General features: G+C 63.7%; 13 protein-coding genes. 7 read left to right on the forward strand and 6 right to left on the reverse strand.

Annotated features, from left to right (window positions below):
- Positions 1 to 24 precede the first annotated feature (24 nt).
- Positions 25 to 1,065: a dipeptidase gene (locus PWG15_RS29455; protein ID WP_275025072.1), complete on the reverse strand. Its 1,041-nt coding sequence runs from the start codon at positions 1,063 to 1,065 to the stop codon at positions 25 to 27.
- A 242-nt stretch (positions 1,066 to 1,307) separates the two neighbouring features.
- Here PWG15_RS29455 and PWG15_RS29460 point away from each other — a divergent pair, with 242 nt between their 5' ends.
- Together PWG15_RS29460 and PWG15_RS29465 are read left to right on the forward strand one after the other, a co-directional pair.
- Positions 1,308 to 2,828 (forward strand): serine hydrolase domain-containing protein, encoded by a 1,521-nt coding sequence (locus tag PWG15_RS29460; protein ID WP_275025073.1) that lies wholly within the window; start codon positions 1,308 to 1,310, stop codon positions 2,826 to 2,828.
- A gap of 88 nt (positions 2,829 to 2,916) precedes the next feature.
- A complete protein-coding gene (locus tag PWG15_RS29465) occupies positions 2,917 to 3,816 on the forward strand; it encodes a LysR family transcriptional regulator (RefSeq protein WP_275025074.1) in 900 nt (299 codons plus the stop codon).
- Here PWG15_RS29465 and PWG15_RS29470 read toward each other — a convergent pair.
- The 4 genes from PWG15_RS29470 to PWG15_RS29485 all read right to left on the reverse strand — a co-directional run bounded on the left by PWG15_RS29470 (position 3,813) and on the right by PWG15_RS29485 (position 7,494).
- Complete coding sequence (locus PWG15_RS29470; protein WP_275025075.1) at positions 3,813 to 4,157, reverse strand: immunity protein Imm33 domain-containing protein; 345 nt, start codon at positions 4,155 to 4,157, stop codon at positions 3,813 to 3,815. The genes PWG15_RS29465 and PWG15_RS29470 overlap by 4 nt on opposite strands.
- A gap of 29 nt (positions 4,158 to 4,186) precedes the next feature.
- Positions 4,187 to 5,053, reverse strand: a complete 867-nt coding sequence (locus tag PWG15_RS29475) for a D-amino-acid transaminase (RefSeq protein ID WP_275025076.1) — start codon at positions 5,051 to 5,053, stop codon at positions 4,187 to 4,189.
- Positions 5,054 to 5,126: 73 nt separating this feature from the next.
- Positions 5,127 to 6,185: a P1 family peptidase gene (locus PWG15_RS29480; RefSeq protein WP_275025077.1), complete on the reverse strand. Its 1,059-nt coding sequence runs from the start codon at positions 6,183 to 6,185 to the stop codon at positions 5,127 to 5,129.
- A gap of 370 nt (positions 6,186 to 6,555) precedes the next feature.
- A complete protein-coding gene (locus PWG15_RS29485) occupies positions 6,556 to 7,494 on the reverse strand; it encodes an AraC family transcriptional regulator (RefSeq protein ID WP_275025079.1) in 939 nt (312 codons plus the stop codon).
- Between the two features lie 107 nt (positions 7,495 to 7,601).
- On the opposite strand from PWG15_RS29485, the gene PWG15_RS29490 reads away from it, so the two are divergent.
- Complete coding sequence (locus tag PWG15_RS29490; protein ID WP_275025081.1) at positions 7,602 to 8,804, forward strand: MFS transporter; 1,203 nt, start codon at positions 7,602 to 7,604, stop codon at positions 8,802 to 8,804.
- 190 nt (positions 8,805 to 8,994) lie between these two features.
- Here PWG15_RS29490 and PWG15_RS29495 read toward each other — a convergent pair whose 3' ends face one another.
- Complete coding sequence (locus PWG15_RS29495; RefSeq protein WP_275027257.1) at positions 8,995 to 10,128, reverse strand: DUF930 domain-containing protein; 1,134 nt, start codon at positions 10,126 to 10,128, stop codon at positions 8,995 to 8,997.
- Positions 10,129 to 10,472: 344 nt separating this feature from the next.
- On the opposite strand from PWG15_RS29495, the gene PWG15_RS29500 reads away from it, so the two are divergent.
- From PWG15_RS29500 to PWG15_RS29515, 4 genes are all read left to right on the forward strand, one after another.
- A complete protein-coding gene (locus PWG15_RS29500; RefSeq protein WP_275025082.1) occupies positions 10,473 to 11,516 on the forward strand; it encodes an amino acid ABC transporter substrate-binding protein in 1,044 nt (347 codons plus the stop codon).
- Between the two features lie 20 nt (positions 11,517 to 11,536).
- The gene (locus PWG15_RS29505; protein ID WP_275025083.1) at positions 11,537 to 12,727 is read left to right on the forward strand and encodes an amino acid ABC transporter permease; all 1,191 of its coding nucleotides are present in this window, start codon (positions 11,537 to 11,539) and stop codon (positions 12,725 to 12,727) included.
- Positions 12,724 to 13,797 (forward strand): amino acid ABC transporter permease, encoded by a 1,074-nt coding sequence (locus tag PWG15_RS29510; RefSeq protein ID WP_275025084.1) that lies wholly within the window; start codon positions 12,724 to 12,726, stop codon positions 13,795 to 13,797. The genes PWG15_RS29505 and PWG15_RS29510 overlap by 4 nt, the downstream gene beginning before the upstream one ends.
- Positions 13,798 to 13,878: 81 nt before the next feature.
- A complete protein-coding gene (locus PWG15_RS29515) occupies positions 13,879 to 15,087 on the forward strand; it encodes a TIGR03862 family flavoprotein (RefSeq protein WP_275025085.1) in 1,209 nt (402 codons plus the stop codon).
- The last annotated feature ends 60 nt before the right edge of the window (positions 15,088 to 15,147 follow it).

Raw genomic sequence — 15,147 nt, forward strand, 5'->3', positions numbered from 1 at the left:
AGAACACGTGGCTCCGGATAGAGTTCACGCGCCCCAGGTCGTGTCCAGCACGCGGATCCAGTTGCCGTGGCAGATCTTGGCGAGTGCTGCGTCGTCGTAACCACGGGTCCGCAGCTGGTCGACAAGCAGAGGCAGATCGGCTGCGCTGCGCATCGCAGCAGGAATGGCCGTACCGTCGAAATCAGAGCCAAGCGCCACATGGTCGATACCGATACGCTCGACGATATAGTCGATGTGGTCGACAAGGAGCGAGAGCGGCGTATCCGTGTTCCTGGTCCCGTCCGCGCGCAGGAACAGGACGCCGAAATTGATGCCGGCGAGGCCGCCAGTATCCTTGATCGCGTCGAGCTGACGGTCCGTCAGATTGCGGCTGTGCGGGCAGAGCGCATGAACGTTGGAATGGGAGGCGACCAGGGGCGCGTGCGACAGCGCAGCGATATCCCAGAAGCCCTGCTCGTTCATGTGCGAGAGATCGAGCATGATCTTCAGTTCGTTGCTGGCGCGCACCAAATCCTTGCCGGCCTCGCTGAGGCCCGGACCGATATCGGGCGAAGAGGGAAAACGGAAAGGGACGCCATAGGCAAAGATGTTCGGCCGGCTCCAGACGGGGCCAAGCGTGCGCAGGCCGGCGGCATGGAGCACATGGAGCGCGTCGAGATCGGCACCGACGGCCTCGATGCCCTCGATGTGCAGCACCGAGGCAAAGGCACCCTTGGCCATTGCGTCGCGGATATCGGCAGCAGTGCGGCAGATCTTCAGCCGTCCCGCGGATTGGCGCTCGATCCGCATCAACAGGCTCGCCATGCCGAGCGTGGCCTCGAGGGCGGTTTGCTGATCCGGCGTCGCAAAGTCGCCGCTGCCGTCCTTGGCGAGGCCCGGCGAAGCGACGTAAACGGCACAAAGGCCGCCGGCAAGGCCGCCCGCCTGAGCCTTGTCGAGATCGATGTGCCCGGTATCGACGCCGTCGAGAAAGCGGCGTTCCGGTGCGCCGCCCGGCGAGCGCCAAAGCCGTGACAGCACGTCGTTATGTCCATCAAAGACCGGGATTTTCGCTTGCGTCGCCAATTCTGGATCGCCTTCTCAACCTGTTGTCCTATGCGCGACTCATGGATAGTCGCGGACGGACCATAGACATTGGGTGCGCGAACCGCACCCTTTTTCCCTGCCGGCCTAGCCCAGTGCAGGCATGCTGGGCAAATGCAAACCGTGCATAGGCCCTGCCGGAATCGGAATTGGCAGCCATGCGGCTGACGTGCTTAGTCAGAAATGCACGCAAGGAAACCCCGCGAGCGGGACGGAGAATGGATATGACGAAGCCGGCATCGCTGGACTGGCAAGCCGCCGAAGAAACAGCGCGACGCCTGACTGCACAATGGGCGGCGGACGAGCCGGGCGGCGCCGTCATCGGTTTCGACGGAATTGGAATCCGCTTTTCGCATGCCGGCGGCGTCGGGAGCCTCGCCACCTTTGCACCGTTCACCGCCGACAGCGTCGTGCGTTACGCTTCCGTCACCAAGCACGTCTTTTCGGCGATGGTGCTCGCCCATGCCGACATCATTGGTCTTGACGATCCGCTGGGCCAACACCTTGCGGAATTGCGGTCTCCGCTGGCCGAAGTGACCGTGGGACAGGCGCTCGACATGAGCGGCGGCCTGCCGGATACGCGCGAATGCCTGTCGTTGCTCGGCCTGTCCGTCTACACGGAAACCAAGGCCCGACCACTGCTCGATTACATCGCGCGCCTTGAACGGCTGAACTTCGCGGCCGGCACCGAGGTCTCCTATTCGAACACAGGCTATCGCCTCATCGAAGCGGCGCTGGAGCGCAAGGGCTTCCGCTTCGACGATTTCGTCCAGCGCGAGATCGCACTGCCACTCGGTATCGCACTGAAAGCACCGGACGTCTGGAACGACCCGGTGAAGGGCCTCGTCCCCGGATACTGGCACTCGGGCGAAAGCTGGCAGCTTTCCGCTGCCGGCCTGCACATTTCCGCGTCGGGGAGCCTGACCGGCAGTGCCCGGGCGCTTGCCACCTGGCTGCAGGCGCTGCTTGATGATGAAGGCCGCTTTGCAGGTCTCCTGCAGAAATTGCAGGCGACCCGGTTCCTTGCCGACGGGCGACCGACGGGCTACGGCCTGGGCCTGCGCAAGTCCCGGCTCGGCTCGCATGAATTCGTCGGGCACGGCGGCTCACACCCCGGCTACAAGACCTACTTCCTGCTCGCCCCCGAAACGCGCGCCGGCTTCGTCGTCGTTTCCAACCGCGAAGACACCAACGGCTACAAGATCGCGCTTGAAAGCATGGCGGCGCTCACCGGGCTCACGCTGCCGGCTATCGCGGCCGATCTCGGCGACGGTCTCTATGTGACGGACACCGGTCCCTGGTGGATCGAGGTCAAGGGCAGTACCTGCACCTATCTCGATGCCGACGAGACGCTCTATGAGGACGGCGACGGCTGGGCCTCGTCACGTTCTGCATCGTCCCCTCTGAGACTTCGCCGGGATGGTTCCGCCCTCGTCGGCGAAGTCGGCCATGCCGCTCGGCGCTTCCTTCCAGCAGTGACGCATGAGCCGGTGCCAGCGTCGCTTTCCGGCGTCTGGCACTCGGACGAGGGCGCGGAATTCACGGTCGAAAACGGCACGGTGCTTATGGGCATCGGCCCAGTGCGCCAGGCCATGGTACTGACCGCACTCGGCAATGGCCGCTTCCTGTTCACCCTGACCGACGGTCCGTGGGTCAAGCGCATCTGCCTGCATCTGCTTGGGGCTGACCGTCTCGAGCTGGTGTCAAGCCGCGCCCGCATGATCGAATATCGTCGCCGCGCCTGATTTTTCTTGATGCCACGCGAGCGCTGCCGCAAAGAAGCCTGTCCCTCCGGCGACCGAGTGAGCGGACTGGACTTCCGGAGTGCATGACGTGGAAATCAAATGGCTTGAAGACTTCCTGGCGCTCGCCAGCACGCTGAACTTCTCCAAGGCGGCGGACGAGCGTCACGTGACCCAATCCGCTTTCAGCCGTCGCATCCGGCAATTGGAGGCCTGGCTGGGAGCGACGCTCGTCGATCGGGCGACCTATCCTTCGCGCCTCACCGAAGCCGGTGCAAAATTCGTGCCGGTGGCACAGGAAACGCTGAAACAGCTTTATCAGGCGCGGCGCAATCTCCAGCAGGAAGAGGGTTCCGACGCCCGTACGATCAAGCTGACGGCGCTACACACGCTCTCCTTCACCTTCTTTCCGGAGTGGATGAGCCGCGTCAACGCCAAGATCGGGCCACTGTTCTCGAGGCTTCGCCCGGACTCCGGCAGCATGGAGGAGAACCTCAACTCGCTCGTCGACGGCGAATGCGACTTCCTGCTCACCTACGCCCATACCCAGGTCCCGCACCTGCTCGACCCGCAGGCCTTCGAGCATCGTGTGCTGGGGCACGAACGCATCCTTCCTGTCTCGGCCGCCAGCAAGACAGGGGCGCCAATGCATCTGCTCGAAGGCGGGGCAAAGCCCTTCCCGCATCTCAGCTACGAGAAGTCGTCCTTCTTCGGCCAACTCCTCGACGAGCTGGTCAGTCCGAACCTGCCGCCGGCGCAACGGGTGCACGAAGGCAGCATGTCCGTGGGATTGAAAGCCATGGCCGAAGCCGGCTGGGGCATTGCCTGGGTTCCCGAGAGCCTGATGACGGACGAATTGGCAAGTGGCTCCCTGGTCAGGGCCGCCGAGCCTCGCTGGGACGTCAGCGTCGAAATCCGCCTCTATCGCGCCAAGGAGAACCGCCGCCCGGTCGTCGGTCGAGTCTGGCAGAGCCTGGAGACCGGGTCCTAATCAGGCCGCTTGAGAAGTGTGCCGTCGCACCAGACATCCGCGTGGTGAGGCGCAATCAGAAAGCGCCAGCCCGGAGGCAGAGCGAGATACGGCAGCACAGAAACACAAAGCGTCTGCAGATGATGGGCATGGAGAGGCATGAAGAATTCAGGATCGGCAGATAGTTCTTCCCCTCCCCAGATGTACCAGCCATTCGTTCCGTTCTCGGGCGGATGACGCAACCCATTGAGCGGCTGTTCGCCCCGCAGTGCGCTGGCGGAAATACCAAGCTTGCAAGACATGTCGGGCGCGTCGAACCCGGCACCGTAGCGTCGGCAGACGTCCCGTTGAGCCTGCTTCATTTCCCGTTCCAAGGCAGGAGATCCGTCGACTAGATCGCCGTCCGCCGCGCGTGCTCCAGATAGAGTTCGCGCAGACGCTTGACGATCGGACCCGGTGCACCGGAGCCAACCGGCTTGCCGTCGATCCGAGTGATCGGGGCGACGAAATTCGAGGCGCTGGTCAGGCAGGCTTCGCGCGCATTCAGCGCCTCGTCGAGCGTGAACGGTCGTTCCTCGAGCGTTAGCCCTTGCTCGCGCGCGAGCGCCAGCGCGGCCAGCCGCGTGCAGCCGGGCAACGTCACATGGCTGTTGCCGCGCGTGATGATGCGGTTGTCCTCGGTCACGATATAGGCGGTGGAGGACGCGCCTTCGGTAACGAACCCGTCTTCGATCATCCAGGCTTCGTCGCAGCCTTCGGCCTTGGCGATGCGCTTGGCGATCACCTGCGGCAGCAGGCACACGCTCTTGATATCGCGACGTGCCCAGCGCTGATCGGGCACGGTCTTCACCGAAAGCCCCTTCTCCGCCGCAGCGACGCTCACCAGCGTCTTTTCCTGGGTGAAGAGCAAAAGCGTCGGCTGGAGATCGGCCGAGAACAGGAAGTTCCGGTCTTCGGCACCACGGGTGAGCTGGAGATAGACGATGCCTTCGACAAGGTTGTTGTCTGCCACCAGCCGCTTTTCGATGGCGACGATCTCCTCGGTCGACACCGGCAGCGGCACGCCGATTTCGCGCGCCGAACGTTCCAGCCGGGCCATATGCGGCGCGCTGTCGATCAGCTTGCCTTCAAGAACAGCGGTCACCTCGTAGATGCCGTCGCCGAAGAGAAAGCCGCGATCGAAGATCGACAGGCGCGCCTCGTTCTCCGGCAGAAACGCGCCGTTGAGATAGACTGTGCGAATGGGCGGCTGGGACATGTGGGCTCCGTAAAAGTTAGGTTTGGTGTGCAACCGTGGATCGCCGCACCGCTCGCGATCCGCGGTGCAACGATCACTGTTGGCCGAGGTCGCGAAGCCTTTCGAGCGAAATCGCCTCGACCGTGCTCAGCTTGCCGTTCGCGGCGTTGAAGCCGTGCGTCGTGCGGGCCATGGTCAGCGAATTGAGGATGGCTTCCTCGGTTGCCTCGATCGCCGCCTCGAAAAGCGGCGACATCAGGTCGTTCGGAACGTCCGGGTAATCCGCGATCGCTGACCGCCGTGCCTTGGTGCGGCGAACGGATGGCGCCGTCGAGAAGGCAAGCGCATAGTCTCCGGAGCCGTTGCTGAGTGCTGCTCCCGTACGGGCGAGGCCACCGAAGGCACGCTCGGCGAGGCGCTTGAGGTTGCGGGCGGAGAGCGGCGCATCGGTCGCGATCACGATGACGATCGATCCATCCCGGTCGTGTCCCGTCGGCGCATCGTAGGTGCGGCCGCAAACGGTGAGCCGCCCGCCATAATTGGACTGAACCAGCACGCCGAGGGTGAAGATCTCGCCCGCCGTCTTTACCCGGCGCGAACTGGTGCCGATGCCGCCCTTGAGGCCGAAGGCAACCGTTCCGGTTCCGGCCCCGACCGCGCCCTCCTCGACAGGGCCGGTCTTGGCGGACACGAGGGCCGCGCCAATTTCCTCGATCGTCGGCCGGCCCGCACGGATATCATTCAGGCGGGAATCATTGGTCTCGCCGACGACCGCGTTCAGCGACACGACCTTCTCGTTGCCGGGCACAGCCAGCGTCCAGCGGTTGATCGCCTCGATGGCGCGTCCCGTCGCCAGCGTATTGGTAAGGACCACGGGCGTCTCCAACTCGCCCAGTTCCTCGATCTGAGTGGATCCAGCGAACTTTCCGAAGCCGTTGAGCACGGCGAGTGCTGCCGGCACCTTGTCCTGAAAGAGGTTGCCGCCGTGCGGCAGGATGGCGGTCGCGCCGGTACGGATGCGGTCCCCCTCGACCACGGTGACATGGCCGACCGCGACGCCCTCGACATCGGTGATCGCATTCAACGGGCCGGTCTCGCAGGTGCCCGGCTGAAAACCGATGTCACGAAGGCGCAAGCATTTGATATTCGTCATTTTTCTGTCGTTTTCCCTGCCAACAGACCCGATAGCGAAGCAGTCATTTCGTCGCAGGGGACCCTACCTTCATCGGCGGCAAAACGGCATCGCAAAAATGGAATAGTTTCATGAGAAGCCTGCAACGCGGGCGATCGCAGCGCGTCTCCATCAAAAACAGCTCATAAGTTCGCCTCGTCTTTGGCAAGGGAGCCCCCGATCCATGACGAAGCCGCTTGATGCAACCTCAGTGAGGCCTCACCAGACAACGTCCGAAGTGACTGCACGGCCGAGCCTCGGGATCTGGGCCTGCTCGGCGCTCGTCGTCGGCAACATCATGGCGCAAGGGCTGATCTCTCCGTCAAGTTCTGAGGCGCTGGCGCCGCGCAGTTCACGACGCGATCTGCTCGGGAGCCGATGTCAGGCTGCGCGAATGGCTGGGCGGCGCGCCCATGATCTTGCGGAAGGCGCGGCTGAACGACGCCTCGGAATCGTAGCCGAGGCGGTTCGCCACATGGGCGACGCGCTTTCCTTCCCGCAGCCACTGATGCGCCTGGTGCATGCGCATGCGCGCCACGTAGCGGGCCGGCGTTTCACCGACGGTATCAGCGAAACGCTGGGCAAAGCCCGAGCGCGACGCGCCCATGAGCTTGGCGAGTTCGGGGACTGTCCAGTCCTTCGTCGGGTCGAGGTGAATGGCCGCAAGAACCCGGCCCACTTCCGGATGACGCACGGCCGCCAGCCAGCCGGTCGCCGTACCGCAGCCGTGCTCCACCCAGGCGCGGATGATCGTCGCCGTCAGGACATCGGCGAGCCGCGCCAGGATGCCGCCGGAGCCGACGCGCTGCATCGCCGCCTCGCGCGTCATGGTATCGAGCAGCGACGGGATCGACGGTTCGCTGGAGGCGAGATCGCTGGTGCGCATCACCGACGGCATCAGTTGCAGCAGCGGATGCAGCCGGTCGACGTTGAACTGCATGACCGCGAAAAACAGAAGGTTCTGGCTGTCCGAATTGGGGCACTGCACATCGACGATACCGTCGCACAGCTGCCGTTTCGGCAGGTCGCGGATCGAGATCGTCGGCAGACCCGGCTTGCTGGCGAGCACATGCGCGTCGCCGCGCGGCAGCAGCACCGCATCTCCCGGCGCCAGCTCCGTCCATGTGCCGTCGGGCATCTGAAGATGGGCCGAGCCGGACGCAAGAAAATGAAATCGCGCAGGCTCCTGTTCTGGGTAGGAGGTCGCCCATGGCGCACACGGCTGGCAGCGCCCATATTCAACACCGTCGAGTCTGAGGCCGCGCAGGATCTCGGTTAGCGCATCACTCATTCTATATCTCACCTTTGGACGAACGGCATAGTGTTTTGGATTTTCTAGCATAGAAACTCCAGATGGCCATGCATATTTTCATCCCAATCATAATGGAGATGAAAGTCATGGATGGTATTGTCGCCAAGCCTACGGGACAGGCGGATGAACGCGAAAAGCCCCTGTGGGCGGCCGTCGTTTCCCTGTCGCTCGGGGTCTTCGGCTTGGTCACGGCGGAGTTTCTGCCGGCCAGTCTGCTGACGCCAATGTCTGCCGACCTCGGTGTAACGGTCGGCGCTGCCGGCCAGTCGGTCACCACAACCGCCGTGGTCGCTGCTATCGCGGGCCCGGCGATCGTCGTCTACACCGGACGCTTCGACCGTCGGAACGTCCTTCTTACGCTGACAGCTCTTCTCGTGATTTCGAGCCTGATCGCCGGCTTCGCCTCGAGCCTGCCGATGCTACTGGTCGCGCGCTTCCTGCTCGGCATCGGTCTCGGCGGTTTCTGGGCCCTGTCGCTGGCGCTCGCCATGCGCCTCGTTCCCGGCCGGCTGATGCCCCGCGCCATGGCGATCATCATGTCGGGTGTGTCGATCGCGACCGTTTGCGCGGCCCCGGTCGGCGCCTGGATCGGTGCTACGCTCGGCTGGCGTTACGCCTTCCTGCTTGCCGCCGCCGTCGGTATCGTCACCTTCATCGTCCAGGCGCTGACGGTTCCGCGCCTTCCGCCGGTCGGAACGACGGGCCTCAACACGATCCTCAACGTGCTGAAGCGTCCGGCCATCCGGCTCGGCCTCGCAACCATCCTGCTCGTCGTCACCGGCCACTTCGCCGGCTTTACCTATGTTCGCCCGTTCCTTGAACAGGTACCGCAGTTCGGGGTCGAAGCGATCACCGCGATCCTGCTCGCCTTCGGCATTGGCGGCTTCTTCGGCAACATTGCCGGCGGCTTTCTCGCCGAGCGCAGCACCCGGCTGTCCATGATGTCGGCCGCAGCCGGCGTCGCCGCCACCACCCTGATCCTGGCGCTTGCCGGCGCACTGCCGGCCGTCGCCATCGTTGCCACGGCGGCATGGGGCTTTGCCTTCGGTGCGCTTCCCGTCAGCGTCCAGTCGTTCTTAAGCCGTGCGGCCGGTGACGAGGCCGAAGGTGCAGGTGCGGCGACGCTCACGACCTTCCAGATCGCCATTTCCACCGGCGCGATCCTCGGTGGCCTGCTCGTCGAGTTGCAGGGGCCGGCCGGCGTCTTCCTCTTCGCCGCAGTCGCAGCAATGCTCGGCACGTCGCTCGTATCGGTCTACCGTGAGCGAGCCCTCCAGCCCGCCGAGTAACGACCCGAGATCGGTGTGGGAGTGGCAACTCGCATCTGCCTGTCGGGCTCGAACGGGTCCGGCAGGCAAAGGTCTCCAAGCAGCGCAGCCACGGGCGATGTCTGGCGACAAGGGCTGCGACGAGCCGTACGCCGAGCAGCATGAGGTTCTGCCTAGGATAGGACCGTCGCCGCTGCCCATGTCCCGAAGATCAATTCCCCGGAAGTCTCCGCTCCTTCCAGGTTGCCTTCGGCACTTGGCCACCGATAGCGATGCTGAAGGAGGTCACTTCCGTCGCTTCTTCGTTGACGACACATTTGAAATCGACGTCGTACCAATTCGACTTGTTCTGATAGGCACCGCCGCTGGCGTCCATCCGGTTCTTGGAGATGAAGCCGCCTCTCGGCCCGAAAGGTACCAGCCCTTCCGGCGGGGTATCCGGTCGTTGGCTGCGGATCTGTTCGAGCGCCTCGAGATTGCAGAGTTGCAGAATGCGCCTCTTGACCGGCAGGTTGGTCAGCGCCTGCTTCACGCGAGGGTCGGCAATCGACTTTGCCGAGTAAAGTTCTTTTGCTTCGGTCATCTTGCTCGGAACCGGCTTGAGTTCAACCTTCGCTGCGGCATCGGCCAGCTTCGCCGTTGCAGCCTTCTGTTCCGATTTGACCGTCTGCTCTTTGGCTTCAGGTACTTTTTTTGGCTCAGGCTTGGCGTCGGCCACTGCCGCCGCCGCTTTTTCATCCGCCTTCTGCGTGGCATTTTCAGGTGACTTTGCGGGCACGGCCAGAGTCGACAGGGGTTTCGGCTCCTTCACCGGTTCTTTTTTCTCCGCCGTGGGCACCTTTGCCGGCAGGTCCGCAGGCTTTGCCTTCTCGTCCACGGCCTTTGCCGGCTCGGACGGCTCGGTCTTTTTCTCCGTGTCCCGCGCCGCGGGCGGCAGCTCGGCCTCCTTGTTGTCCTGCTTGGTCTTGGCCATGGCGGAGGCGAAGGACTGCGGCAGCTGCTGCGCCGGCTTGGGTTCCGGTTTCGGATCTGCCTTCGGCTGGGGCTGGGGCTTGGGCTGGGGCTTGGGTTTGGGCTGCGGTTTTGGCTGTTCGGCCTTCTTCTCTTCGCCTTTTTTCGGCCCTGCCTTCTTCTGCTCCGCCTGTTTTTGCTCGGCCTTCTTTTCCTCCTTCGCCTCTGCAGGCGGCGGAACGAGCTCGACATTGACCGTCTGCTCCTGCGGCGGCTTTGGCAGTTCCAGCGGCAGATCGAACAGCAGGAAAAAGGCGACGACGAGATGCAGGGCGACCGACACCGGCGCGCCCCATCCCAACCGTTCCCGCCATTTTCCCGCAGAGAGTTGCATCGCCAAGGAGATAACCCAACAGACGCGCGGAACCTAGGAACTTCCGCCGAACTCAACAAGAGGCAAGCCTACAAGTACGATCGGCTTTTGGAGAGCCCGTGCCGCTCTCGGTCAGGACCGGTGCAACCCGGCGGCGTGTCGGGTCGCCGTGCTTCGAACCAACCAACTGCTTGTCAAAAACGTTCCCGGCAAAAACGAGGCGGCGAAATCTGTTTCGGGCAACGCGTCAATTTTGCACAAAAATACCTATTATATAATTTCTATAGATTTAATTATTTCAGTACGCAGCGGGCACTTCCGCCGTGCATGCGCAGTGACGTTCTTTTGTGGCTTTGGGGGCCTTCATGCAGCGAAATTCCAATCACCGAAAACTTTTCACCAAAGCCTTTGCCGCAACGGCAGCGCTGGCGGCTGGCCTGATCGCCACGTCAGCGCTCGCCGGCGAAACGCTCGACAAGATCAAGGCGCGCGGCGTCATCAAGGTCGGCGTCGGCACCACGCCGGGTTTCTTCTCGCCCGATAGCAGCGGTCGCTGGCAGGGCTTCTTCGTCGATTTCGGCCGCGCCATCGCGATCACCGTCTTCAACGATGCCGAAAAGGTGGAATTCACCAACTCCTCGCCGCAGCAGCGCCTGCCGGCGCTGCAATCGGGCGAGTTCGACATCCTGCTTTCGGGCGTGACCCAGACGGTGAGCCGCGCCTTCAAGCTCGGCTTCCACTTCGGTCCCGTCGTCTTCTACGACGGCCAAGGCCTGCTGGTGCGCAAGGATCTCGGCGTCAGCAAGGGCGAGGAACTGGACGGCGCGACGATCGGCGTCCAGAGCGGCACGACGGGCGAGCTCAACATCGCCGACTTCTTCCGCAAGACCGGCAAGGCCTTTACGCCGGTCACGATCGAAGAAACCGGCGAGTTCCTGAAGGCGCTCGATTCAGGCCGCGTCGACGCGCTCACCCAGGACGCCACCGACCTTGCCGCCAAGCGCACCCAGCTCTCGAAACCCGACGACTACGTGCTTCTGCCGGAGCGCCTGTCGAAGGAACCGCTGGCACCGGCCATCCGCGCCGGTGACGACCAGTGGCTCGAAATCGTCAACTGGACCGTCTATGCGACGATCCAGGCCGAAGAATTCGGCATCACCAAGGAGAATGTCGACACGTTCCTGAAGAGCGAGGATCCGGCGATCAAGCGCTTCCTCGGCGTCGACCCGTCGCTCGGCGAAGCCATCGGCCTTGACCCGAAGTTCGCCTACAACATCGTCAAGGCCGTCGGCAATTACGGCGAGATCTTCGAGCGCAACGTCGGCAAGGGCACGGCGCTCAACTTCGAGCGCGGCTACAACCAGCCCTGGACCGCGGGCGGCCTGCTCTATTCGCCGCCGTTCCGCTGAGCGGGTTCATGGTTTCTCCCATGAAACGCCATATCCAACCGGGCCCTTCGGGGCCCGGACCCGTCTCACGGCTGCGCAGCTGGATCGGGCCGCTGCCGCTGCAGCAAGGCCTGCTTTTCGTCGGCGTGCTCTTGCTTTTCGCTTTTCTGGGCCAAAACACAGCCGACAGCATGCACCGCATGGGGCTGACGCCGGGCTTCGCCTTTCTCTCTCACCAGGCGAACTTCGAGATCGGTGAGAGCCTGTTCTCCTATTCGGCCGGCGACAGCTATGCCCGCGCGCTTGGCGCCGGCATCGCCAACACCATCAAGGTCGCGGTCGTCGGCTGCCTGCTTGCAACGGTACTCGGCGTTGCGCTCGGGATCGCGCGGCTCTCGGGCAACCTGCTGCTCGCCAGTCTCGTTCACGGCTATGTCGAGCTTTTGCGCAACACGCCGTTGTTGCTGCAGCTCTTTCTCTGGAGCGCCATTATCCACACGCTGCCGCCACCGCGCGGCGCATACACGTTCCTCGGCAGCGTCTATCTCAGCAACCGCGGCGTCTATCTTCCCTCGCTCTCGGTCGAAGGACTGCCAGCTTTCATCTGGCTTTCAGTGGTGGCGCTGGCTGTCCTCGCCACGCTCGTCCTGTCCCGTCGCCTGTTTGCAGGCTCAGCTTTATATCTGCCGAAGTCTGCCGGTGCCGTGCTCGGGGCGCTTGCCCTCTGCTACCTCACCCTCACGTCCCTAGGTTTCGCCGCATCTGTCGAAATTCCCGCCAAGGGCGGCTTCAACATTCGCGGCGGCCTGTCGCTGACGCCGGAGTTCGCAGCACTCTTGATTGGCCTCGTCGTCAATGCCTCGGCCTCGATCTCCGAGATCGTGCGCAGCGGCATCCAGTCGGTAAAGTCGGGCCAATGGGAAGCAGCCCGGGCGCTCGGACTGAAGCCGGCGCAGATCCTGCGTCTCGTCGTGCTGCCGCAGGCGCTTCGGGTCATCACGCCGCTGATGATCTCGAGCTTCCTCGATCTCACCAAGAACTCGAGCCTCGCGGTCGCGATCGGCTACCCGGACCTCGTCAGCGTCGCCAACACGACGGCCAATACCACCGGGCAGGTGCTGGAGGCGATCATCATCATCGCCGCCGTCTACCTGAGCATCAGCCTTGCGGTTTCGGCCGTCATGAATCTCTACAACCGGCGCGTGGTTCTGCGCGCGGAAGGAAAGCGATGAGCCAGATCGAACTTGCGCCTCCCGTCGCACCGGACTGGCACCGGTGGCGCGAAGGTCTTTTCAACGGCTGGGCCAACGGCCTCGTCACGCTTGCCACGCTCACGGCGATCCTCTGGCTCGCGCTGCCCTTTTTTCGCTGGGCCGTCGTCGATGCCGTCTGGTCCGGCACGTCAGCCGATTGCACAACGGAGACGGCCGGCGCCTGCTGGGCCTTCGTCGGAGCCAAGTTTCGGTTCATGCTCTTCGCCTTCTTCCCGCCTCATCTGCAATGGCGACCGGCGCTGGTCGTCGCCCTGATCGCAGCGCTGCTGACGGTCTCTGCCCTGCCCCGCTTCTGGAGTTTTCGCCTGGTACCGGTCTGGCTGCTGGCCCTGCTCGTGATCTGGCTGCTGATGGCGGGCACGGCCGGCATGGAACCGGTATCGACCAATCATTGGGGCGGGCTGCCGATCACCCTTGCCGTTTCGATCGCCGGCCTTGCCTTTGCGTTCCCGATCGCACTGCTGCTGGCGCTCGCCCGCCAATCCGACATGGGTATCCTGCGTTCACTCGCTGTCGTCTTCATCGAAGTCCTGCGCGGCGTGCCGATGATCGCCGTTCTCTATGTGGCGATGCTGATCGTGCCGATGGCGCTGCCGAGTGGCGCTGCAATCGACAAGCTGCTGCGTGCACAGATCGGCGTCACCCTGTTCTTCTCCGCCTATCTCGCCGAAGTCATCCGCGCCGGCCTGCAGGTGATCCCTTCCGGGCAGAAGGAGGCAGCCTTGTCCCTTGGCCTCAGCCGGATCCAGATGCTGCGGCTGGTCGTGCTGCCGCAGGCGCTCACAGCCGTCATTCCCGCAATCGTCAACCTCTCGATCGGCATCGTGCTCAACACCTCGCTGCTTGCCGTCATCGGCATCTACGATCTGCTGAACGCCGCCAAGACCTCGGCAACCGACCCGACCTGGCTCGGCTTCTACAGCGAGGCCTATATCTTTGCGGCACTGGTCTATTTCGCAATCTGCTTCACCGGTTCGCGCTACAGCCTGTGGCTCGAGCGCAAGCTCAATGGTTCCAATCGCTACTGAGCGCACGTCGCGGCGGGGTTGCGCGCCGCGCGCCGCCGGGCCAAGAGTGCGGCGACATGGAATCTGTGACCGGGCAAGCGCATGGGACAAAAGAACATCGCCATTGTGGGCGGCGGGCCAAGCGGGCTGATGGCCGCGCAGGTGTTGGCGGAGCGCGGCCACGCGGTCACCGTCTACGACAGCATGCCAACGGTCGCGCGCAAGTTCCTGCTCGCGGGCAAGTCGGGGCTGAACATTACCCATTCGGAGCCCTATGCCGCCTTTGCCGAGCGCTTCGGCAACGCCTCGCCGCGACTGCGCGCGGCGCTTGATGCCTTCACGCCCGACGATGTCAGGCAATGGGCGCAAGCGCTCGGAACCGAAACCTTCGTCGGCTCTTCGGGCCGCGTCTTTCCGGAAGTGATGAAGGCGTCGCCGTTGCTGCGCGCCTGGCTCAGGTCATTTGAAGGGCGCGGGGTCAAAATCCTGACGCGACACCGCTGGACAGGATTTGAGGGCAATGAGCTGACTTTCTACACGTCTGACGGAACGAAGCGCGTCAGAGCCGATGCCATGTTGCTGGCAGTTGGTGGCGCCAGCTATCCGCGCCTCGGGTCGGACGCCCTATGGCTCCCTTGGCTGCTGGAAAAGGGTGTCACCGTCTCGGATTTCCAGCCCGCCAATTGCGGCTTCGACGTCGACTGGAGCGAAACCTTCCGAGACCGCTTCGCCGGTGCGGCACTCAAGGGCGTCACGGCTACTTCAGAAGCGGGCACCGTTCCCGGCGAATTTGTCGTCAGCAAGAGCGGCATCGAAGGCAGCCTTGTCTATGCCCATACGAGCGCGCTCAGAGACCGGCTGTTGCGTGGCCAGCCGGCAGAACTGTTGATTGACCTCGCCCCCGGACGAACCGTTGAGAAACTGGCCAAGAATCTTGGCCGCTTCGACAGCAAGACCAGCTTCTCCAATCGCCTGCGCAAGGGAGCCGGGCTCGAAGGCGTGAAGGCATCCCTGCTGCGCGAGCTTTCGCCTGATGCTGCGCGCATGGCGCCTCTCGATCTCGCTGCCTTGATCAAGGCGCTGCCGATCCCCCTTTTGCGTCCGCGCCCGATCGTCGAAGCGATCTCCTCGGCCGGCGGGGTGGCGTGGGAGGCAATCGACGACGGCTACATGCTGAAGGCGCTGCCCGGCCTCTTCGTAGCCGGCGAAATGATCGATTGGGAGGCGCCGACCGGCGGTTACCTGCTGACCGCCTGTTTCGCCACAGGGCGTGCGGCTGCGCGCGGCATCGACCGTTGGCTCAGCCGATAGAGCGACAGGTTTTCGCCGCGCCTTATTCAGGCGCGGCGAAAAGTTTGGCAAGCAGCACCC

The organism is Ensifer adhaerens (assembly GCF_028993555.1).
Classification (GTDB): Bacteria; Pseudomonadota; Alphaproteobacteria; order Rhizobiales; family Rhizobiaceae; genus Ensifer; species Ensifer adhaerens_I.

Bases quoted from the DNA above. Each gene is read 5' to 3' on its own strand.
- PWG15_RS29510 (WP_275025084.1), top strand. From the start codon at position 12,724: ATGAGCCAGATCGAACTTGCGCCTCCCGTCGCACCGGACTGGCACCGG.
- PWG15_RS29480 (WP_275025077.1), bottom strand. From the start codon at position 6,185: ATGACGAATATCAAATGCTTGCGCCTTCGTGACATCGGTTTTCAGCCG.
- PWG15_RS29505 (WP_275025083.1), top strand. From the start codon at position 11,537: ATGAAACGCCATATCCAACCGGGCCCTTCGGGGCCCGGACCCGTCTCA.
- PWG15_RS29470 (WP_275025075.1), bottom strand. From the start codon at position 4,157: ATGAAGCAGGCTCAACGGGACGTCTGCCGACGCTACGGTGCCGGGTTC.
- PWG15_RS29500 (WP_275025082.1), top strand. From the start codon at position 10,473: ATGCAGCGAAATTCCAATCACCGAAAACTTTTCACCAAAGCCTTTGCC.
- PWG15_RS29460 (WP_275025073.1), top strand. From the start codon at position 1,308: ATGACGAAGCCGGCATCGCTGGACTGGCAAGCCGCCGAAGAAACAGCG.
- PWG15_RS29475 (WP_275025076.1), bottom strand. From the start codon at position 5,053: ATGTCCCAGCCGCCCATTCGCACAGTCTATCTCAACGGCGCGTTTCTG.
- PWG15_RS29495 (WP_275027257.1), bottom strand. From the start codon at position 10,128: ATGCAACTCTCTGCGGGAAAATGGCGGGAACGGTTGGGATGGGGCGCG.
- PWG15_RS29515 (WP_275025085.1), top strand. From the start codon at position 13,879: ATGGGACAAAAGAACATCGCCATTGTGGGCGGCGGGCCAAGCGGGCTG.
- PWG15_RS29485 (WP_275025079.1), bottom strand. From the start codon at position 7,494: ATGAGTGATGCGCTAACCGAGATCCTGCGCGGCCTCAGACTCGACGGT.
- PWG15_RS29490 (WP_275025081.1), top strand. From the start codon at position 7,602: ATGGATGGTATTGTCGCCAAGCCTACGGGACAGGCGGATGAACGCGAA.